Raw genomic sequence first — 20,141 nt, forward strand, 5'->3', positions numbered from 1 at the left:
CTATGCTGCTGATTCCCGCGATTGACTTAAAAGACGGCCACTGTGTTCGACTCGAACAAGGTGATATGGATAAGGCTACGGTCTTTTCTGAAGACCCTGGTGCAATGGCGGCGCATTGGATTAGTAAGGGGGCGCGTCGTCTGCATCTAGTAGATTTGAATGGCGCATTTGCTGGCAAGCTTAAAAATGAATCTGCGATTAAATCGATTCTCAAAGCAGTAGGCGATGAGATTCCGGTGCAGCTCGGTGGCGGTATTCGTGACTTAGAAACCATTGAACGCTTATTGGATGACGGTATAAGTACGGTGATTATTGGTACCGCCGCAGTGAAGAGTCCAGGTTTTGTACAAGATGCATGCACGGCTTTTCCTGGGCACATCATGGTGGGCTTAGATGCCCGCGATGGCAAAGTGGCTACGGATGGTTGGAGCAAAATCACCGGCCATGAAGTGGTAGATCTTGCCAAGAAATTTGAAGATTATGGTGTTGAGGCAATCATCTATACCGACATTGGGCGTGATGGCATGCTCAAGGGTGTCAATATGGATGCAACCATTAAGTTAGCACAATCTATTCGCATTCCAGTGATTGCTAGCGGCGGCTTATCAAGCAATCACGATATTGAGGCGCTTTGTGCTGCTGAGGAAGAAGGCGTTATGGGCGTCATTGCAGGCCGCTCTATTTATGCTGGTGATCTTGATTTGACTGCAGCTCAAGAGTATGCGGATGCGTTAACGCTCAAGTTCGCCAAGAAAAATATCTAGAGTGACCATCAGTGTTAACTAAACGAATCATTCCTTGCCTTGATGTTACGGCAGGGCGCGTTGTTAAGGGTGTGAACTTTGTTGGTCTGCGCGATGCTGGCGATCCAGTCGAGATTGCTAAGCGCTATGACACGCAAGGTGCTGATGAATTAACCTTTTTGGATATCACGGCGACTTCAGATGGTCGTGACTTGATATTGCACATCATTGAGGACGTTGCCTCCCAAGTGTTTATTCCCTTAACAGTCGGCGGCGGAGTCAGAGCGGTGGCTGATGTCCGGCGTTTACTCAATGCCGGTGCTGATAAGGTGAGCATGAATTCTTCCGCTGTTGCGAATCCGGATTTGGTTTCGGATGCGGCTGCGTACTATGGATCCCAATGTATTGTGGTGGCAATCGACGCCAAAAAAACTACTGCTGGTAATTGGGAAGTGTTCACTCATGGCGGCAGAACTGCTACCGGGATGGATGTCGTGAGCTGGGCCTCAGAAGTTGCTCAGCGCGGCGCCGGTGAAATATTACTCACGAGCATGAATCGTGATGGCAGTAAGGATGGATTTGATTTGGAACTCACTGCCGCAGTTAGTGACGCAGTGAGTGTTCCGGTAATTGCCTCTGGTGGCGTTGGTAACTTACAGCATTTAGTCGATGGTATTACCAAGGGTCATGCTGATGCAGTCCTGGCTGCCAGTATTTTTCACTATGGTGAATTTACGGTGGTCCAAGCGAAAGAATATATGGCTAGCCAAGGAATTCCTGTTCGGATTTAAAGTGCAATAGAGCACAGTCAAAGAAGATGTCAATGAGCGTATTCACTCCAAACAAAAGTTTAGAAGCGGGCCCTTGGCTTGATGCCATCACTTGGAATGAGCAAGGTTTAGTGCCGGTAATTGCTCAAGAAGAGGGTAGTAAGGACATTTTGATGATGGCCTGGATGAATAAAGATGCCCTATTGGCCACTTTGCGTTTAGGCGAAGCGGTGTATTGGACTCGCTCAAGACAGAAGCTGTGGCACAAGGGTGAAGAGTCTGGCCATACTCAAAAGGTCAAGGAGATCCGCCTGGATTGCGATGGCGATACGATTGTTCTCTTGGTTGAACAAAAGGATGGGATTGCTTGTCATACAGGGGAGCACAGCTGCTTCTTTCAGAGGTGGGATTGTGCAAAATCCGCATGGGTTGATGAGTCAAAAGGTCATCAATAAACCTTTCTTAGTCTCTTTGCTAACAAAAGACATAAAATCACTCCATGACAAGTCCAGCAAATAAGCCTGCCAATATAGATTCCGCCTTAAGCCATTTGGCTAATGTGGTGGATCAGCGTCGCGATGCCTTTAAAGCTGGTCAAGCTGATCCCAAAACCTCCTATACGGCGCTCCTGTTTTCTAAGGGCGATGACGGGATTTTGAAGAAAATTGGCGAGGAGGCGACCGAAGCAGTAATGGCTGCCAAGGATGCTCGAAATGCCAATCTAGCGCCAGAACAGCAAAAACTCTTAATTGGAGAGATGGCTGACCTTTGGTTTCATTGCTTAATTGCCCTATCCCAGTTTGGTCTTCGCCCAGAAGACGTTATTGCTGAGTTAGAGCGTCGTCTTGGCACCTCAGGAATAGAGGAAAAGGCTGCCCGCAAGGCAGCTAATCAGGAGTAATTGATGTCTCACGATCCAAATTGCCTGTTTTGTAAGATTTCTCAAGGGTCTATCCCGTCTCAAAAGGTCTATGAGGATGAAGAAATCTATGCTTTTAAGGATATAAACCCAGCTGCACCAGTGCATTTCTTGATCATTCCCAAAAAACATATCCCTATGCTGGAATCTGCTGATAGCAGTGATGCGCCATTGCTAGGTAGAATGATGGAGTTAGCACCACGTCTTGCCAAGGAACAAGGTTGTCGCCCAGGAAAAGAGGGTGGTTTTAAGTTACAGGTAAATAATGGTGCAGATGGAGGGCAAGAGGTTTATCACTTGCATTTGCATGTGATGGGCGGTCCGCGCCCCTGGAAAAAATAGTCCAAGGAGATTGATGATGGGTTCATTTAGCATTTGGCATTGGTTGATTGTTTTGGTAATCGTGATGTTGGTATTCGGTACCAAAAAATTACGTAATATTGGTACTGACTTAGGTGGTGCCGTCAAAGGTTTCAAAGATGGCATGAAAGCACCTGAAGCTGGCGAAGAATCCAAAGAGCAGATTGCACAAACAGCATCAGCTGCTGCAGATAAGACTGTGGATGTGCATGCTAAAGATGTAAATAAGTAATTGCTGATCTTGATGCATATACCTCAAGCATTTGACTATGCATCGCTTCTTTCATGATTGATCTTGGTGTATCTAAGCTTGCCCTGATTGCTGTTGTTGCACTCGTGGTTGTCGGGCCAGAGCGTTTACCAAAAGTTGCTCGTATGGCGGGCAACTTATTCGGTCGCGCTCAACGCTATATGGCTGATGTGAAATCAGAAGTCAGTCGCCAAATGGAAGTCGAAGAGTTCAAGAAGATTCGTGAAGAGAGCATGTCGGCATTCAAGGATGTCGAAAATAGTATTCAGTCGACTGTTCAAGAGGCCGGCACACACTTAAGTGATCAGGCTGATACGAATCTCGATTTATATACAAGAGCCCCCTTGGATGAAAAAGAAGTATTGAGTAAATCTTTACGTCAGGGTCGCAAGAGTTGGGGTGTACGGCGCGCGGCAAGACCTATTTGGTACAAGCGCTCAACGGGGATGCGTACCAAAGTGCAATCTGGCGCTGCACGCATGAAACGTTTTCATCACAGTGCCGGTAAGTAATTAATAGTAGTTAAAGTAAATTAAAACAATATCTCGATGACGCAAAATAATTCCGCCGGAGATTCAGGTTTACAAGAATCTTTCTTGTCTCATTTGTATGAGCTGCGTGATCGCGTCATTAAGTCAGCAATAGCCATCATCATTGTTTTTGTTAGCTTGGTGTATTGGGCACCCGATATTTTCCATTTGTTTTCGCAGCCCTTATTGCAAGCCCTGCCCTCTGGCGGCAAGATGATTGTTACGGATGTGACAGGCTCTTTCTTTGTTCCGATGAAAGTAACGATGTTGGTTGCTTTCTTAATTGCACTTCCAGTAGTGATGTATCAGTTATGGGCGTTTATCGCTCCAGGACTGTATCAACATGAGCGCAAATTAATCCTTCCTTTGGTTGTTAGTAGTTATAGCCTGTTTATTTGCGGTATGGCTTTTGCCTACTTCCTCGTCTTTCCAACCGTATTTGAGTTCATGGCTAGCTATAACGCACCTTTGGGTGCGGAGATGTCGACTGATATTGATAAATATCTTGGCTTTGCTATGAATACCTTCCTTGCTTTCGGTATTACTTTCGAGGTGCCAGTAGTCGTAGTTGTTCTGGTGCGCATGGGAATGGTTTCGCTGGCAAAACTTAAAGAGATTCGCCCCTATGTGATTGTGGGCGCCTTTGTGGTTGCTGCAATTGTCACGCCTCCAGATGTGCTCTCTCAGTTATTGCTCGCCATCCCGATGATTTTGCTTTATGAGTTAGGGCTGCTAATCGCTCGGTTTTATGAGCCTAAGCCAGCCGCGGATGAGGCAACTGCTGGTGATACTGATCCTCAGGCAACAGCCTGATCTTGTGCAAAGGTGGCATTTAGCCACTCAGAGACGCGATCAAAACGATAGCGTCTCTGCCTTAAATTCCCCTCTTGATCTAAATCGCTTCCTGCAAATGCCTTACCAGCTGCTAATAGTGCTCGGCGTTGTTGGGTCGTATCAATCTGAATGAGTCTAGGCAAGATTTTTGGTAATTCATGACGAATGTCTACCACCACACAATGTTCGTGCTGTAGCTCGCCAACCTCACATAACAATAGTTCAGCTTTGCTCAGGTTAAATTGGTTGGCGATGATAAGTCGGTGACAAAGTAGGATCCACTCTTTTTCGAGTTTGTATTCTGTATGATGGTTTATTGCTTTCTCAGCATAGCTTGCTAAGGCATACCAATCATTAACTTTTGGATCTGAAGTATTTTCTAAAATTTTCCCAAGCAATTCTTTCGCTTCTGTCACGCCTTGCTGTTGAGCCTGCCAAATCCAATAAGAAGCTTGTAGTCCACGAATCTTTTCTTCAACTTTTTCACGCTTACGCCATAAATTAGCACCCCGTCTAAATTGAGCCTGGGCATGACCCAAGTCAGCTGCACGATCAAAACAGCGATCACTCTCAGCGGCGTTATAGCCTGAGAACTGTGGGCGTCGGTAGATCTCACCAAGGGCAAACCAGGCATCCCGATCGCCATCTTTTGCAGCTAACTCTAACCAGTAAGCCGCTTTTTTTAAAGAGGCATTCGATTTGCCTGCACGGCTATCGGTAGTGCCATCAAACTGCGCGAGCCTTAATCCCAAGGTGAGTTTGGCAATCGTCAGGCCCATTTCTGCCGCTTGCACTAAAGCAACTTCATTTTGATTGGACACCCAAGCATTCCAAAGTGAAGAAAGTGCCTCATCTTTTGGCTGTAATTGAATCAGTAGTTCTTTTGCGCTGGGCGTAAATGGATTTTCAGATTGAGCTAGCCCAACTAAAAACTCCTTAGCGGTTTTTTGCAGCGAGACCAAATCGCTACCATCATCTTTTTTGGATAACCAAGTCTCAAGCTCAGATTGCAATTCTTTTTTATTGGGATCAAGCAACATCTGCGCGAGTTGCCATTGAGCCCCAACGCTAGATTCAACATTGATGCGGGCAACTTTCCAAAAAGTATCCCAGCCAAAATTAAAGGCTGGTGAATGGAGGGTTGCCTCCAAGGGAACTATGGAAATTTGTTTAAAAATCTCCAATATTTCCGGGGCGGTGACATGATCTGAATAAACTTCAGCATCACTTGAGCTAAATGAACTAACTATTTGATTTTGAAGAGATAAGTATGATTTCTCTAGCCAAATCAAGGCGTTAGCAGGTTGAACGGGGGTTTTAAATGCCCCATTCAAATAAGCGGAAGCCAAATTTTGTTGTGCGGATACATCACCCATTCGGGCAGATTGGAGGATTTTTAAGAATTCACGGCTTGCCATATGACAATTTTGGCATTCCAGAGCATAAAAAGACAGAAAACAAAGTCCTTGTTGCCCTGATACAACGAAGAAAGCCAAAAAACTGCCTTTTGACAAGCAAAAAGATCTCCTAAATACCCTTACCACCAGTCTCACGGGGCAAAACAAGCAAAATTCATAGGTCCCAGTTTTATTCGGGCATTACTTTCAATTTATGGAGATTTAAAGAATGAAAAAATCGCTATTCGCAATTGCAGCGGTAACAGCGTTTGCTGGTGCAGCTCAAGCTCAGTCATCAGTGACTGTATACGGTATTATCGATGCTGGTTATATCGGCGGTAATGTACGTAGTGCAACTTCTTCGGGTGCAACTACTAAAGGTACTTACAACACCATTGGTCAATCTGCTGAATCTACAAGCCGTTTAGGTTTCAAAGGTTCTGAAGATTTGGGCGGCGGTATGTCTGCAGTTTTCACATTTGAGACAGGCCTTCAGCCAGATAACGCAACATTGTCTACATTCAACACTCGTCAAGCGTTTGTTGGTTTAAATGACAAGAAAATGGGTATGATTTCTATCGGTACTCAGTACTTGCCAATTCATGAGGCTGTTGCTAAGACCGATGCTGGTCAGCAAAACAACATGGTTGGTGACTTGATCTACCCAATCGCTCCTGCAAATAACGGTAACGCTGGTGTTGGACAGTTTGCCACCAATAGCAATACAGATGCATACACAATCCGTGCATCAAACACAGTTCGTTACATGTCTCCTAACATAGCTGGTTTCGTTGCAAAGGCAACCTACACAGCTAATAACCAAAATACAACAGTTGCTAGCTCTTCAAGCGGCGGTACTAACAACCAAAACGGTTGGGCGCTTGGTGTTGACTACACATGGAAAAAACTCTTGGCAACGGCTAACTACCAAGCTATGAATTCACGTCAAGATGGTTCAGCAACTGTTTACTCTCCAGCATCTTATGCTTCTAACGGCGCTGTAACTGTTACTTCTTCTACATTGAACAAGTCAGCAGTTTGGTCTGGTGCAGCTGGTGGTACAAACGTTCGTGATAACCAATTCTATATTGCTGCTACATACGATTTTGGTATCTTGAAAGCATACGCACAGTACATTAACCGTAAGGCTACTGACCAGTTTAACAGCAACAACTTTGTGTCACGTACTGCTCAGCAGATCGGTGTTCGTAGTTTCATTACTCCAAAAATTGAAGCTTGGGCATCAGGTGGTACAGGTCGCTTCGATTCATTCGGTGCAAGCACTCCAACAGTTAACTTCACTGGTTACCAGTTGGGTTCAAACTACTGGTTGAGCAAGCGTACAAACTTGTATGCAATTTTTGGTTCAACACAGCAGTCTAGCTCTACATTGGCAACACAGCCAAGTGTTGGTGCTAACAACTACGCAGTTGGCGTACGTCACACTTTCTAATTTGACGCTAGCGTGAGCTAGTCAATTTTTAGGATTAGAAAAACCACCCTTCGGGGTGGTTTTTTTATGGGGCGCCCGAAAATCAAATGTGATCCGGAGGTTGATTATTTCGGTATATGGAATGCATGTGTGTGTATAAAGCTTCAATATTAGAAGTAAATAACTTTGTATTGAATAGGGGTGAGGTTTTGATATTGGAGGATAGTTGCAACTTCAAATCATCTAATTTGCTTAGATTATTGCCAAGTTCAACAGCAATATCTTCATACTCTATTGCATCCTTGGCAATGAGCTCAGGCATACCTAGAGTCGTTAAAAGACTTCCTGCAACTCTTGCTGGAAAGCTATTACCTAGAGTGGTAAGCAGGGGCAATCCAGATTTCAATGCGTCAATAGCAGTTGTGTGAGCATTAAATGGAAGGGTGTCAAGGAATAAGTCAGCTAAACGATGTCTCGCCAAGTGATCTGAGATACTTTCAAGCCGCTCGGCAAAGATAATTCGAGATGACTCAATGCCCAATTTTTGGAACTCAGAAATCAAATTCTTTCTAAACGGAGCAGTATTTTCAGATAGCCAAAGCGCGCTATTGTTGACTTGGTGCAAGATGCGCGACCAGCTCTCAATCATTGGCTTATTAAATTTATAGCTATTATTAAAGCAGCAGTAAATGAAGGCATCTTCCGGTAGATCAAACTCACTTCTTGATTTGATGCTGTCAGACGGTAGACGTTTTGAGTCATCTACCATATAGCTGTGGGGTAAGTAAGCCACTTTTTCAGTATAGAAATTTTTTGCCGATTCAGGAATGACTACTTTGTCGGCAATGATGTAATCAAACGAAGATGATCCAAGGCTACCCGGAAAGCCGAGATAATTCACTTGTATTGGAGCGACCCTATATTTAAAGATATCGGGCCTAGCAGATTTGGTATACCCGCCCAAATCAATCGCAATATCTATCCCCAACTCTTTGCAATATTTGGCAATCTCTTGATCGGATTTATCCTCAAGTTCAATGAAGTGATCAAATGCTTGCATTAATCTCTGGCGTATTGAGTCATCTGGATTAGCCTTTTCAAGAGAAATGCCATAGACCTCAAATTTATCCCTGTTGTGAAGCTCAAAGAGTTCAGATGTAAGGTGCGCAACGGGGTGATTTTTAAAGTCTGCAGAAAAATACGCTAATCTAATTTTATTGTCGTCATTGCCAATGATCGTCGGTTTATTTGTTAGTTCTTCAATATGATTACTTGTTGAGGCCCAAATTTTTGCAGCTTGTAGCTGTAATGATGGAGAATCAATCAGAGGCATTAGTGCAAACGGGGCTATCACTTTTTTATTTTCAGATAATGCAAGCGCTAGAGCCGAGATTTCATTAACAATATTGGACCAGTCACCCAGCTCCATTTTCATTCGCAACCTTGAGCCGATCAAAAATTCAATATTTGGATTAATCGCAAAGGCTTTGTTGTAGGACTCTAAGGAGTGCTCATAGTCTTTAATTTCAGAGAGCGCTAATCCCTTATTAAAATAGGCTTCAGCATAGTTTGGATCTAATTCAATTGCCTTGTCAAAGTAAGCAATTGCTTCGTGGTACTGCTTTAATTCATTAAAAATACTGCCAATATTCAGCAAGATGTCGGGCGAATTCGGCTCCAAGTTAAACGCAGAAAGTGATACAGACAGTGCATCTTGGTATAACTTTCTTTCATATAAAGCTAGCCCTTTATAAATTAGCGGTGAAGCATCTTGAGGGCTAATGGCAATGGCTTCATCTAAACAAGCTATCCCCTCGTCGTAAGATTTTTTATGAACTAATGTGATACCCTTATTGAGCAGGGCGAGGTAATGCCCAGGTTGTTGGTTAAGTATGATGTCAAACGCAGATATTGAGTCAGCATATAAACCAAGCCCTCTTAAGGCGATTGCTTTGTTGAGAATTACCTCAATTTTGTTTGGGTTAATTAAAAGAGCTTTATCAAAAGCTAGAACAGCCTCTCTAATTTTACCCACGGCGGATAGTGATTTGCCGTAGTTTATCCACGCATCTAAGTTTTCTGGGGCTAGCTTTGTTGCTTTTTCATGATGAGGAAGCGATGCCAGGTGTGCACTTGATTCGCTCAGAACCTTCGCTAGATTGTATTGAGTGGAGGCGTTATTTGCGTTAATCTGCACTGCCTTTTTGAGGTAGTGAATGGCTTCAGAATGACTTCCTGTTGAAGCTTTAATGAGGCCTAATATCTCTAGGGCGGGCAAGTTATTTTTCTGAATTTTGAGCACTTGAAGAAGTGAAAATTCGGCTTCATTGACTAGCCCATTTTGAAAGAGGCTTACCGCCTCTCCGATGAGGACTTGAACTTTAGGATTCATAGATTAAGGTACTCAAATTTTGGATAACTACTTTGTGTAATGAAATGTAAATTGGATACACTAAATTACCTAGAATTTAGGTTTCGGTCTTTTTCCGACCTTAACCACTTGTGAAAATTTTTTGCTTTTACGAAGAATATCAATTGTTATTTCATCACCTGGTTTTTGTTGGGCAACTTGATTTAAGAGTTGCCTAACATCATGGATGTCTTGCCCATTAATCTTTATTAGTACATCCCCGGGTTTGATGCCCCCTCGATCTGCTGGACCCCCTTCAAGCACACCTGCTATGAGCACTCCAGAAACGCTGGTTGGAAAGTTTAGAGACTGAGCTAAATCCTTCGTGATATTTTGGGGCTCAACGCCAATCCAGCCACGAGTAACAGTGCCATTTGTCAGTATTGATTCCATAACTTGTTTTGCTAGATTGACGGGGATAGCAAAACCAATCCCCATCGATCCACCATTATTAGAGTAGATTGCAGTATTAATGCCAATGAGACTACCTCGAGTATCAATTAGCGCCCCTCCAGAATTGCCGGGGTTAATTGCAGCATCAGTTTGAATAAAGTTTTCAAAAGTATTGATGCCTACATGATCTCTGCCTAATGCAGAAACAATTCCTGAGGTGACGGTTTGCCCAACGCCGAAGGGATTACCAATGGCAAGCACAACATCGCCCACATGCACGGATTCAATTTGACCAAAGGTAATGGGATTGGGTAGCTGTTTAGCTTCAATCTTTAGCACGGCAATATCGGTATCTGGATCGCTGCCAATCAGTTGAGCTTTGAACTTGCGACCATCAGCTAGGGCAATATCAATTTCATCTGCATCACTAATGACATGATGGTTAGTTAGGATGATGCCTTCTGGACTTACAAGAACGCCTGAGCCTAGGTTGGATCGTGGATCTTCCTTGGGCGGCTTTTCACCAAAAAAGAAATTAAAGAATGGGTCCGGTGCATTTGAATTGCCATTCCTTTTTGACTTGGTGCTTGACACTGCTTTGCTGGTGAATATATTGACCACTGCGGGCATCGAGTCTCTAACCGCTTCATGGTAAGACCCCGGGCTAAGCCTGCCATCATTAAGAGATTCTCTTAGGGAAACTTTCTCTACAAATGAATTGATTTGCGCTCCACCAAGCCAGCTAGGCTTAAGGGTTGCTACAACTAACCATACAGCCAATATAACCGTGACTAGTTGTGCAAATAGGAGCCAAAGTCGATGGAGCATCGTTGTCCTTAAGGAAAGAGCTTACTTCTTGAGGCTGTCACGAATTTCCCGTAAGAGGACAATATCTTCTGGGGTTGGGGGTGCTGGTGGCGCATCCATGGCTCTGACTCGGTTCACGATTTTGACCATTTGAAAGATCACAAAAGCCAAAAGGATGAAATTAATTGAAATGGTGATGAAGTTGCCGTAGGCAAAGAGGGGGACCCCAGCCTTTTTTAGGGCATCAAAGGTCCTTGGAACACCCTCTGGAACGCTGCCAAGCACTAAAAATAGGTTACTAAAGTCAATATGACCCCCTAAAAGGGTCGAAATAACGGGCATCACAATGTCATTGACTAGAGAATCGACGATTTTCCCAAAAGCCCCGCCAATGATCACGCCAACCGCTAAATCAATCACATTTCCTTTGACGGCAAAGTCCCGAAATTCCTTTAAAACTGACATAAACACCTTTCTTTTGATCTAGATGAAGATTAACCCGAGATTAACCCCATAACTTACTTGCATACCCTACTTTTTACTTTAAAATCTTACCTTTAAGCAATTTCCACCCATAAATGCTCTTCCGAGGAATTTAGTAAATGAGTGACAAGCCCTGTATGGATAAGGATCGTCGTAATTGGTTAATCGCTACTTCAGCGGTTGGCGGCGTTGGTGCTGCTGCAGCCATTTATCCGTTTGTAGACAGTTTTCAGCCTTCTGAGCGTGCTAAGGCCGCTGGTGCTGCTGTAGAGATTGATATTGCTGGTATGAAGCCAGACGAGATGCGCATGGTGGAGTGGCGCGGTAAGCCTGTTTGGGTTGTTCGTCGCACTCCTGAGCAGGTGGCTGAACTCTCTAAAATTGACTCTGAGCTTGCTGACCCTGATTCCTTAAGAGATCCTGCCCAGTTCACACCTCCATATGCCCAAAATCAATGGCGCTCTATTAAGCCTGAATATCTCGTAGTTGTTGGTATTTGCACTCACTTGGGCTGTTCACCAACCACTAAGTTTGAAGCGGGTCCTCAGCCTTCTTTGCCAAATGATTGGCCAGGCGGCTTCTTGTGTCCATGCCATGGCTCCACATTTGACATGGCAGGCCGTGTATTTAAGAACAAACCAGCCCCAGACAATATGGAAGTACCGCCACATATGTATTTGAGCGACACCAAGATTCTGGTTGGCGAAGACAAGAAGGCCTAAGGAGAGATAAATGGCGTTTCACGAAAAAGAAGTCCCAGCGGACGCTTCTGCAGCGCAGAAGCTCATGGCATGGGTAGACTCACGTTTGCCAGTGACCGATGCTTTCAAACGGCATATGAGCGAGTATTACGCTCCAAAAAATCTCAATTTCTTCTACATTTTTGGAGCTCTCTCCATTGTTGTATTGGCAATTCAGATTTTTACCGGCATTTTCTTAGTTATGAACTACAAGCCTGACGCAGCCAAAGCATTTGAGTCAGTTGAGTACATCATGCGTGAAGTTCCTTGGGGTTGGTTGATTCGTTACATGCACTCAACTGGCGCATCTATGTTCTTCGTAGTGGTCTATTTGCACATGTTCCGCGGTTTGATTTATGGTTCTTATCGCAAGCCACGTGAACTCATTTGGATCTTTGGTTGTGCAATTTTCCTTTGCTTGATGGGCGAGGCCTTCTTTGGCTATTTGCTCCCATGGGGTCAAATGTCTTATTGGGGCGCTCAAGTGATTGTGAACTTGTTCTCTGCGATCCCTTTGATTGGTCCAGACTTGTCCTTGTGGTTACGTGGCGATTATGTTGTTGGTGACGCAACCCTCAATCGCTTCTTCGCCTTCCATGTGATTGCTATTCCATTGGTATTAATTGGTTTAGTTGCAGCGCATATCCTTGCATTGCACGAAGTAGGATCAAATAACCCTGATGGTATTGAAATCAAAAACACCGTAGATGAAAAAGGCATTCCTTTAGATGGGATTCCTTTCCACCCTTACTACAGCGTCCATGACGTAATGTATTTGGGCGGGTTCTTAATCATTTTTGCTGCGATTGTTTTCTTTGCGCCAGAGATGGGTGGATACTTTTTAGAAGCCAATAACTTTATTCCAGCTAATCCATTTGAGACACCAACGCATATTGCGCCTGTATGGTATTTCACGCCGTTCTATTCCATGTTACGTGCGACAACCACAAACTTCTTGCTGCCTTTATGGATTTTCTTGGCAGTAATTTTGGGATTGTTTGCTCTCAATACGAAGAATATGAAAGTTAAAGGTGCTTGCGCAGCCATCGCGATTATTTTGGCTGTCGGTTTTTACGCATTTGATGCCAAGTTCTGGGGCGTTGTGATAATGGGTGGTTCAGTCGTAATCCTATTCTTCTTGCCATGGCTAGATCACTCCCCAGTGAAGTCGATTCGCTATCGTCCAAAGTTCCATAAATATATCTATGGTGTATTTATCGTGTGCTTTGTAATCTTGGGTTACTTGGGTATTGAGCCACCATCCCCAGTGTTTGAAAAGATTTCTCAGATTTGCACTATTTATTATCTGGGCTTCTTCTTGGCGATGCCGTTCTGGAGCAAGCTTGGCACCTTTAAGCCAGTTCCGACCCGCGTTACTTTTAAGCCCCATTAATTGACGCCTGAGATAACAGCAAAGAGAAATTAGGAACTAGTATGAAACGAATTCTTCAAACTTTGACAAGCGTTTGCCAGGCGTCAGCTTTGGTTCTTGCTCTTGGTTTTGGTATGACCGCAAATGCGAGTGAAGGTGGCTTCCCATTGGATGCTGCCCCTGACCGTGTGAGCAACAATGCATCATTGCAAAATGGCGCTAAGTTATTTGTGAACTATTGCTTAAACTGCCATGCAGCTTCAAGCATGCGTTACAACCGCTTACGCGACATTGGTCTAACTGACCAACAAATCAAAGACAATTTGATTTTGAATGATGCCAAAGTGGGCGATCTCATGACGATCTCCATGACACCAAAAGAAGGCAAGGCGTTCTTTGGTAAAAATCCACCTGATTTATCAGTTGAGGCACGTGCACGCGGTACAGATTGGCTCTATACCTACTTCCGTACTTTCTACAAAGATGACACCACCCAAACCGGTTGGAATAATTTGGTATATCCAAACGTAGGCATGCCCCACGTTTTATGGCAACTGCAGGGTGAGCGTGCAGCTAAGTTTGAAGAGCACAAAGATCCGCATGATGCGAGTCGCATGGAGAAAGTATTTGTCGGATTTGAGCAAATCACTCCAGGTACCATGAAGCCCCAAGAATATGATGACAATATTGCAGACTTAGTTGCATTCATGTCTTGGATGGCAGAGCCAGTGCAATTACAGCGTAAGCGTCTGGGTGTTGTTGTCTTAATTTTCTTAGCAATATTTACCTTGTTAGCTTGGCGTTTGAATAAAGCCTATTGGAAAGATATTCACTAATTGAGTCAAATTTGACTCAATTAGTTCAGTAAAGATAAAGCCGCAGTTTGTTGTGCGTTTGTAGTATTGAAGTAGATATTTAAGGAAATAAATTTATGATGGTGTTGTACTCGGGCACAAATTGCCCATTCTCGCAACGCTGCCGTTTGGTGCTTTTCGAAAAAGGCATGGACTTTGAGATCCGTGATGTTGACTTGTTTAACAAGCCTGAAGACATCTCGGTAATGAATCCTTATGGCCAAGTTCCGATCTTGGTTGAGCGTGACTTAATTTTGTATGAATCTAACATCATCAATGAATATATTGATGAGCGTTTTCCTCATCCACAATTAATGCCGCCCGATCCTGTTGCACGTGCACGTGCACGCCTTTTTCTCTTCAATTTTGAGAAAGAGTTGTTTGTGCACGTAGCTGCCTTGGAGAATGAAAAAGGTAAGGCTGCTGAAAAAGTTCATGAAAAAGCACGTTTAGCAATTCGTGATCGCCTCACTCAGTTAGCCCCCATTTTTGTGAAGAACAAGTATATGTTGGGCGAAGAGTTCTCTATGCTTGATGTGGCTATTGCACCTTTGCTATGGCGCTTAGAGCATTATGGAATTGATCTATCACGCAATGCTGCAGCTTTATTGAAATATGCTGAGCGTATTTTTAGTAGACCTGCTTACATTGAAGCATTAACACCTTCAGAAAAGGTAATGCGCCGCTAAGCGGTGCATTCCTCAGGCGCCTTCATGAGCATGTCTGAGATACCGAGCAATAAACCCTACCTAATCCGTGCGCTACATCAGTGGTGTACGGATTTTGGTTTTACGCCGTTTATTGCCGTATTCGTGGATGAAAACGTAGAAGTTCCCATGGAATTTGTGAAGAACAATGAAATTGTTCTGAATTTATCCCTGGAAGCCTGCCATCAATTGAATTTGGATAATGACTGGATTAGCTTTCAGGCTAGATTTGGTGGGGTTCCAAGAAAAATCATGGTTCCCGTAAGCCATGTCTTAGCAATCTACGCGCGGGAAAATGGCCAGGGAATGTCCTTCCCATTTGACCCAAACCATCAGCAGTCGAATAAACAATCAAAAGAAGATATCCCTGGAGAAGTCCAAAAGCCAAAAGTCGGCAGACCTTCCTTGACGATTGTGAAATAGGTTAAAATATTCTTCGTTGCCCCTTTAGCTCATCTGGTAGAGCAACTGATTTGTAATCAGTAGGTGGTCTGTTCGAGTCGGACAAGGGGCACCATCTAAATTCATGCTACACCTTCCAAACGTCACTTTATTAGCCGTCAGCTCCGTAGATTTAAGTGGGACTGAGCTTGCATTGCAGATTTCCTCTTGCAATATTGAGTTTGCATCCATCAAATTTTTTTCTTCGGAAGACTGGACGCCATCGGATCCCAAAATTGAAATGGTAAGAATACCGAGGTTAGATATTGTTGGCTATAGTAAATTTATTCTTGGAAATCTTTATCAGCATATTGACACGGAATTTTGTCTTGTAGTTCAGTCAGATGGTTTTGTGCTTAACGCTAGTAAGTGGAATCCAGATTTTCTTAAATATGACTACATTGGCGCACCATGGCCAATGGATCTAAAGCTGCTGCCGGGCAATATTCCTCTGGATTTGAGTCGAAATAGTGTTGGCAATGGTGGATTTTCGCTAAGAAGTAAGAGGCTTTTACTTGAGTCATCCAAGATTGATTTCGATGCCCTATCTTTTCCCAATAAATCAGAAGATTTAATCTTGTGCCATTTTCTTTTCGATCAAATGATAAATGCAGGAATTAAATTTCCCATGCCTGAATTAGCTGCGCAATTTTCGGTTGAGTACATAAGCGCATCCTACGGTCAAAATCTAGATACCTCATTTGGGTTTCATGGCAAAGGGCTGCGAGATATGATTTTTAAAAATATTCAGTAACTATCATTAGTTCACTTCTGAAGACTGACATCTCTAGTTTCAGGTAAATAAAAAAAGGCGACTATGGCGCTACTCGCTAAAAATAGCGTTGGATACCAAAGTCCTGTTGTGTTGCTTCCCCAATGCTGATTGAGCCAAGTGACAATTAAAGGAAGCAGCCCCCCAATCCATCCGGCAGCAAGGTTATGAGGCAGTGTTGCCGCACTATTTCTGGTTTTGGCGGGGAAGAGCTCTGCTAGTAAAGCAGTTTGTGGCCCAACTACAAGCCCAAGGATCGCTGACAAACCAATTAATATTCCTGCAATTGCGAATGTAAATCCTGCACTGTAAGTGGTAGTTTGGCCAATCTCTTGAAGTAGGTGAAAGGCTGGCAGTATTAAGGTGGCTCCTAGAATAAGCCCGGATACAATTACCGGTTTTCTGCCAATTTTGTCAGAGAGCCAGCCAGCAAAAATAGTAAGAGGTAGAAGGGCTAATGTTGCATAGACACTCAATTGATCAACCAATTGAGGTGCCAGCTTCACAATAGTTTTGAGAAATATTGAGGTGTAGACTTGGACGCAAAAAAATAAGACTGCACCACCTGCTGAAATACAAAAGAACAATAAAAACATTCTTTTGCGGGTTTCTGGATCTCTAAAGTTATCTCTGAGCGGTGTTTTGGATCGGGTATCTGATTGGCTTAATTTTAAGAAGATCGGTGTTTCTTCTAAAGCCATTCGCACTTTAAAGGCCACAATTAGTAGGATGATCGAAATCCAAAAGGGTACACGCCAACCCCAGGATAAGAACTCTTCAGGGCTCAACCAGCTTTGCAGAAGAGCAATTTGCAGGGTCGACACCAAAATACCCAATGGACCCATTAGCTGGAGGAAGCTAGTCTTAAATCCGCGGCTAGAGCTACCAGCATGTTCAGTGAGGTAAACGGCGCTACCGCCAATTTCCCCGCCGGCAGATAACCCTTGTAAGAGCCTGAGGAAGACTAAAAGAATTGGCGCCCAAATGCCAATCTGGGCATAGGTTGGCAAAAAGCCAACACAGACCGTAGCAATACCCATCAAGGTAATGGTAATCATAAAGACGGGGCGGCGACCAATTCGATCGCCAATACTGCCGAAAATCGCCGCGCCAATAGGCCTTACTACCATACCAACACCAAAGGTGGCTAGACTTGCTAAGAGCCCAGTAGCGGGATCACTGGAGGGAAAGAACAGTGGTCCAAAGATAACGGCCAAAGTTGCAAAAGTAAGGAAGTCATACCACTCTAAAAAAGTACCAAAGCATGCCGCAACAGCAACTTTTTTATAGGAATGAGGTGATGCAGCTGAGTCTGCGCTAATAGCAGTCAATTTTTATTCAGGGTCCTCAGAAGATTCAATTAGAGGGGTTGATAAATTCTTACTGGGCTTAACGCCAAGCTCGCGCACTTTCTCAGCGGTACGAATCAGATTACCCTTGCCGGATTTGAGTTTATTAAAAGCGTCATGATAACTAGTCTGCGCTTGATCTAAGCGTTGACCTAATTTTTCTAAGTCGTCTACAAAGCCAACGAATTTGTCATAAAGCGTGCCACACTGCTTGGCAATTTCGAGGGCATTGCGATTTTGATGATCTTGCCTCCAAAGGTGCGCCACAGTTCTGAGGGTGGCCATGAGTGTGCTTGGGCAAACAAGAACAATATTTTTTGCTAAAGCTTCTTGATAAAGATTGGGAGCCGTTTTGAGGGCTGATAGAAAAGCGGGCTCAATGGGCACAAACATCAACACAAAATCTACAGAGCCAATGCCATATAAGGCGCTATAGTTTTTGCTGGATAGCCCTTGAATATGCTGGCGCAAAGACTGAATATGGGCATTTAATTCTTGTTCAGCCTCAATGGGGTCTGTTGATTGTGCATGCCGAGAATAAGCGGTTATGGACACCTTGCTATCTACTACTAGGCTTCTACCTTCGGGAAGTTTGACTACCACGTCAGGTTGAAGGCGAGAGCCATCAATCTGAGTATGGCTATCTTGGACTAGGTATTCTTCGCCTTTACGTAAGCCTGATGATTCAAGAATGGACTCAAGAACCAATTCACCCCAATTACCCTGGACTTTAGAGTCTCCCTTGAGGGCTTGTGTTAGCGAGCGGGTCTCATCGGACATGCGTAAATTGAGATTGGCAAGGCGCTCAATCTCACTTTTCAGAGCAAATCGCTCACGCGCCTCATTGCCATAAGAAGTATTAACCTGCTCTTTAAATTCTGACAACTTCGTTTGGAGAGGTTTCAGTAGAGCATCTAGGTTAGCGACGTTTTGTTCAGTAAAGCGTTTGGATTTATCTTCTAGGATTTCACTAGCCAAATTCTTGAACTGGCTAGTGAGTGCTTCTTTAGCTTCATTCAGAGATTCAATTCTTCCAAGACCTTGTTTACGCTCGGAGTCGAGTTCTGCCTCAAGCCGAATGGCATTTTGTAAAGCTTGGTCACGCTCATTGCGAAGTGCAATCACTAAAGTTGACTCTTCTTGCCTGGCCTGTTCGGTACGAGCTAAAGCTGAACGTAAGTTCAGTGCATAGACTAAAAGGCCTGCGCATAAACCGAATGGCAGGCCAAATAAAATCAGAGAGCTCAAGTCAAAAGTCACTGATGCAATCTTCTCAAAGAATCGCCAAGCAAATTACGCTTTAACCAGTTTTTGTAGTTCGCCACTTTGAAACATTTCCGTCATGATGTCAGAGCCACCGATGAACTCACCATTAATGTAGAGCTGCGGAATGGTTGGCCAGTTGGAAAATTCTTTAATACCCTGACGAACTTCTGCATCTTCTAATACATTGACTGTATGTAGTTTGTCTACGCCACATGAGCGCAAAATATTGACCGCATTGCCAGAAAATCCACATTGTGGAAACTGAGCGTTACCCTTCATGAATAAAACAACGGGGTGGCTAGAGACGATTTCTTGAATTTTTGCTTGGGTATCCATATCTTTTCCTGAATTTGTAAATTTCGATACTGCTAAATTTGGTATTGCATCACCTTAGGCTCAATTTTAAGGCTATCTGAGAAAAAGGGTTAATCCCTTTTGGGTCAGCTTCAAGCCATTTTTCTAGCAGATGCAGCGCGTTTATGACCTGCTAAATCTAGATGTACTTGAATATCATGAAGGCCTGCATCCTTCATGAGGCAGACAACGGCATCTGATTGATCAAAACCATGCTCAACAGCGAGTAAAGCGCCTGGTAGAAGATGAGAATTAGCCCCTGAAATAATGGTTTCTAGGCAACTAAGGCCGCTGGCGTAATCCGTTAAGGCGGATGCTGGTTCAAACCGCAGATCCCCTTGTGTCAGGTGAGGGTCTACATTGGCAATATAAGGGGGATTGCTGACGATCACATCAAATTGCCTATGCTGAGTTAGTGCTTCGTACCAATCTCCCTGAAAAAACTGCACACGATTATCAAGATGAAGATTTTGGGCATTGATTTTGGCAATCGCTAAAGCCTCGGAAGATTGGTCAGTAGCGACAATCGCACTATGCGCAGAAGCGCTCGCAATTGCTAAAGCGATTGCACCAGAACCCGTGCCCATATCCAGAATCTGACAAGATCTCTTTATTCTCCCGATTTCATCTAAGGCGATATCCACGAGTAATTCCGTTTCAGGTCGCGGGATTAACACTCCAGGCGCAACCATCAATTCAATCGCATGAAACCCTTTTTTTCCCAGGATATAGGCAATCGGCTCACCATGCATTCTGCGTTGTTCCAATTGCTGCCATGCCTGATATGCTGATTCATTCAGCTCCATATCATCGCGCGAAAGTAGTGCCGAGCGAGGCAGCTGATAGTATGTCTCTATTACATGTGCCAATAAGATGCGCGCTTCGTTTCCCGGTAAAGCGGATGAACTCAATAATGCTTTTAAGGAGTTTGTGGCAAGACCCTGCTGATCACGCATTT

Annotated in this window: 22 protein-coding genes, 1 tRNA gene and 1 pseudogene; 16 read left to right on the forward strand and 8 right to left on the reverse strand. The window is 43.9% G+C overall.

Translation table 11 applies throughout. The features are described 5' to 3' along the window. The first annotated feature begins 2 nt into the window (after positions 1 to 2). From hisA to tatC, 8 genes and pseudogenes are all read left to right on the forward strand, one after another. Complete coding sequence (gene hisA / locus FD974_RS00570; protein ID WP_215364834.1) at positions 3 to 764, forward strand: 1-(5-phosphoribosyl)-5-[(5-phosphoribosylamino)methylideneamino]imidazole-4-carboxamide isomerase; 762 nt, start codon at positions 3 to 5, stop codon at positions 762 to 764. An 11-nt stretch (positions 765 to 775) separates the two neighbouring features. Then, complete coding sequence (gene hisF, locus FD974_RS00575) at positions 776 to 1,534, forward strand: imidazole glycerol phosphate synthase subunit HisF (protein WP_215364836.1); 759 nt, start codon at positions 776 to 778, stop codon at positions 1,532 to 1,534. Positions 1,535 to 1,566: 32 nt separating this feature from the next. Continuing rightward, positions 1,567 to 1,923 (forward strand): annotated as a pseudogene (gene hisI, locus FD974_RS00580) (phosphoribosyl-AMP cyclohydrolase); the annotation flags it as partial. Positions 1,924 to 2,012: 89 nt separating this feature from the next. Beyond that, a complete protein-coding gene (locus FD974_RS00585; protein WP_215364842.1) occupies positions 2,013 to 2,414 on the forward strand; it encodes a phosphoribosyl-ATP diphosphatase in 402 nt (133 codons plus the stop codon). Between the two features lie 3 nt (positions 2,415 to 2,417). Continuing rightward, positions 2,418 to 2,774, forward strand: a complete 357-nt coding sequence (locus tag FD974_RS00590) for a histidine triad nucleotide-binding protein (protein WP_215364845.1) — start codon at positions 2,418 to 2,420, stop codon at positions 2,772 to 2,774. Positions 2,775 to 2,790: 16 nt separating this feature from the next. Continuing rightward, the gene (gene tatA, locus FD974_RS00595; RefSeq protein WP_215366469.1) at positions 2,791 to 3,024 is read left to right on the forward strand and encodes a Sec-independent protein translocase subunit TatA; all 234 of its coding nucleotides are present in this window, start codon (positions 2,791 to 2,793) and stop codon (positions 3,022 to 3,024) included. Between the two features lie 53 nt (positions 3,025 to 3,077). Further along, a complete protein-coding gene (gene tatB, locus FD974_RS00600) occupies positions 3,078 to 3,554 on the forward strand; it encodes a Sec-independent protein translocase protein TatB (protein WP_215364848.1) in 477 nt (158 codons plus the stop codon). Positions 3,555 to 3,590: 36 nt separating this feature from the next. Then, positions 3,591 to 4,385 carry a twin-arginine translocase subunit TatC gene (gene tatC, locus FD974_RS00605; RefSeq protein WP_215364852.1) on the forward strand — a complete coding sequence of 265 codons (795 nt, stop codon included), beginning with the start codon at positions 3,591 to 3,593 and terminating at the stop codon, positions 4,383 to 4,385. On the opposite strand, the gene FD974_RS00610 is transcribed toward tatC, so the two are convergent. Further along, entirely contained in the window at positions 4,370 to 5,824 is a 1,455-nt protein-coding gene (locus FD974_RS00610; RefSeq protein WP_215364855.1) for a tetratricopeptide repeat protein, read from the reverse strand. The two genes, tatC and FD974_RS00610, sit on opposite strands and share 16 nt — an antisense overlap. Before the next feature lie 208 nt (positions 5,825 to 6,032). On the opposite strand from FD974_RS00610, the gene FD974_RS00615 reads away from it, so the two are divergent. Next, positions 6,033 to 7,256, forward strand: a complete 1,224-nt coding sequence (locus tag FD974_RS00615) for a porin (protein WP_215364857.1) — start codon at positions 6,033 to 6,035, stop codon at positions 7,254 to 7,256. Positions 7,257 to 7,338: 82 nt separating this feature from the next. Here FD974_RS00615 and FD974_RS00620 read toward each other — a convergent pair whose 3' ends face one another. The 3 genes from FD974_RS00620 to mscL all read right to left on the reverse strand — a co-directional run bounded on the left by FD974_RS00620 (position 7,339) and on the right by mscL (position 11,310). Then, a complete protein-coding gene (locus FD974_RS00620; RefSeq protein ID WP_215364859.1) occupies positions 7,339 to 9,627 on the reverse strand; it encodes a tetratricopeptide repeat protein in 2,289 nt (762 codons plus the stop codon). A gap of 69 nt (positions 9,628 to 9,696) precedes the next feature. Then, on the reverse strand, positions 9,697 to 10,866 hold the full coding sequence (locus FD974_RS00625) for a Do family serine endopeptidase (protein WP_215364861.1): 1,170 nt from the start codon (positions 10,864 to 10,866) through the stop codon (positions 9,697 to 9,699). 21 nt (positions 10,867 to 10,887) lie between these two features. Further along, positions 10,888 to 11,310 (reverse strand): large conductance mechanosensitive channel protein MscL, encoded by a 423-nt coding sequence (mscL, locus tag FD974_RS00630; protein WP_215364864.1) that lies wholly within the window; start codon positions 11,308 to 11,310, stop codon positions 10,888 to 10,890. Positions 11,311 to 11,447: 137 nt separating this feature from the next. Between mscL and petA the strand changes: the two genes are divergently transcribed. The 7 genes from petA to FD974_RS00665 all read left to right on the forward strand — a co-directional run bounded on the left by petA (position 11,448) and on the right by FD974_RS00665 (position 16,196). Next, positions 11,448 to 12,050, forward strand: a complete 603-nt coding sequence (gene petA, locus FD974_RS00635; protein WP_215364867.1) for a ubiquinol-cytochrome c reductase iron-sulfur subunit — start codon at positions 11,448 to 11,450, stop codon at positions 12,048 to 12,050. Between the two features lie 10 nt (positions 12,051 to 12,060). Further along, positions 12,061 to 13,461 (forward strand): cytochrome bc complex cytochrome b subunit, encoded by a 1,401-nt coding sequence (locus FD974_RS00640; protein ID WP_215364870.1) that lies wholly within the window; start codon positions 12,061 to 12,063, stop codon positions 13,459 to 13,461. Between the two features lie 41 nt (positions 13,462 to 13,502). After that, positions 13,503 to 14,276, forward strand: a complete 774-nt coding sequence (locus FD974_RS00645; protein WP_215364873.1) for a cytochrome c1 — start codon at positions 13,503 to 13,505, stop codon at positions 14,274 to 14,276. Between the two features lie 95 nt (positions 14,277 to 14,371). Beyond that, entirely contained in the window at positions 14,372 to 14,983 is a 612-nt protein-coding gene (locus tag FD974_RS00650) for a glutathione S-transferase N-terminal domain-containing protein (RefSeq protein ID WP_062307169.1), read from the forward strand. A 30-nt stretch (positions 14,984 to 15,013) separates the two neighbouring features. After that, positions 15,014 to 15,424 (forward strand): ClpXP protease specificity-enhancing factor, encoded by a 411-nt coding sequence (locus FD974_RS00655; protein ID WP_215366473.1) that lies wholly within the window; start codon positions 15,014 to 15,016, stop codon positions 15,422 to 15,424. 18 nt (positions 15,425 to 15,442) lie between these two features. Continuing rightward, positions 15,443 to 15,518: transfer RNA gene (locus tag FD974_RS00660), tRNA-Thr, on the forward strand. Between the two features lie 9 nt (positions 15,519 to 15,527). Next, a complete protein-coding gene (locus FD974_RS00665) occupies positions 15,528 to 16,196 on the forward strand; it encodes a DUF5672 family protein (protein ID WP_215364876.1) in 669 nt (222 codons plus the stop codon). Between the two features lie 11 nt (positions 16,197 to 16,207). Here FD974_RS00665 and FD974_RS00670 read toward each other — a convergent pair whose 3' ends face one another. The 4 genes from FD974_RS00670 to prmC all read right to left on the reverse strand — a co-directional run bounded on the left by FD974_RS00670 (position 16,208) and on the right by prmC (position 20,139). Further along, on the reverse strand, positions 16,208 to 17,545 hold the full coding sequence (locus FD974_RS00670) for an MFS transporter (RefSeq protein ID WP_215364878.1): 1,338 nt from the start codon (positions 17,543 to 17,545) through the stop codon (positions 16,208 to 16,210). 3 nt (positions 17,546 to 17,548) lie between these two features. Continuing rightward, positions 17,549 to 18,811: a DNA recombination protein RmuC gene (gene rmuC / locus FD974_RS00675; RefSeq protein WP_251374610.1), complete on the reverse strand. Its 1,263-nt coding sequence runs from the start codon at positions 18,809 to 18,811 to the stop codon at positions 17,549 to 17,551. Positions 18,812 to 18,856: 45 nt separating this feature from the next. Beyond that, positions 18,857 to 19,165, reverse strand: a complete 309-nt coding sequence (gene grxD / locus FD974_RS00680; RefSeq protein ID WP_215364883.1) for a Grx4 family monothiol glutaredoxin — start codon at positions 19,163 to 19,165, stop codon at positions 18,857 to 18,859. 110 nt (positions 19,166 to 19,275) lie between these two features. Then, the gene (gene prmC, locus FD974_RS00685) at positions 19,276 to 20,139 is read right to left on the reverse strand and encodes a peptide chain release factor N(5)-glutamine methyltransferase (protein WP_215364886.1); all 864 of its coding nucleotides are present in this window, start codon (positions 20,137 to 20,139) and stop codon (positions 19,276 to 19,278) included. Positions 20,140 to 20,141: the final 2 nt, after the last annotated feature.

Source organism: Polynucleobacter sp. es-EL-1, assembly GCF_018687975.1.
GTDB lineage: Bacteria > Pseudomonadota > Gammaproteobacteria > Burkholderiales > Burkholderiaceae > Polynucleobacter.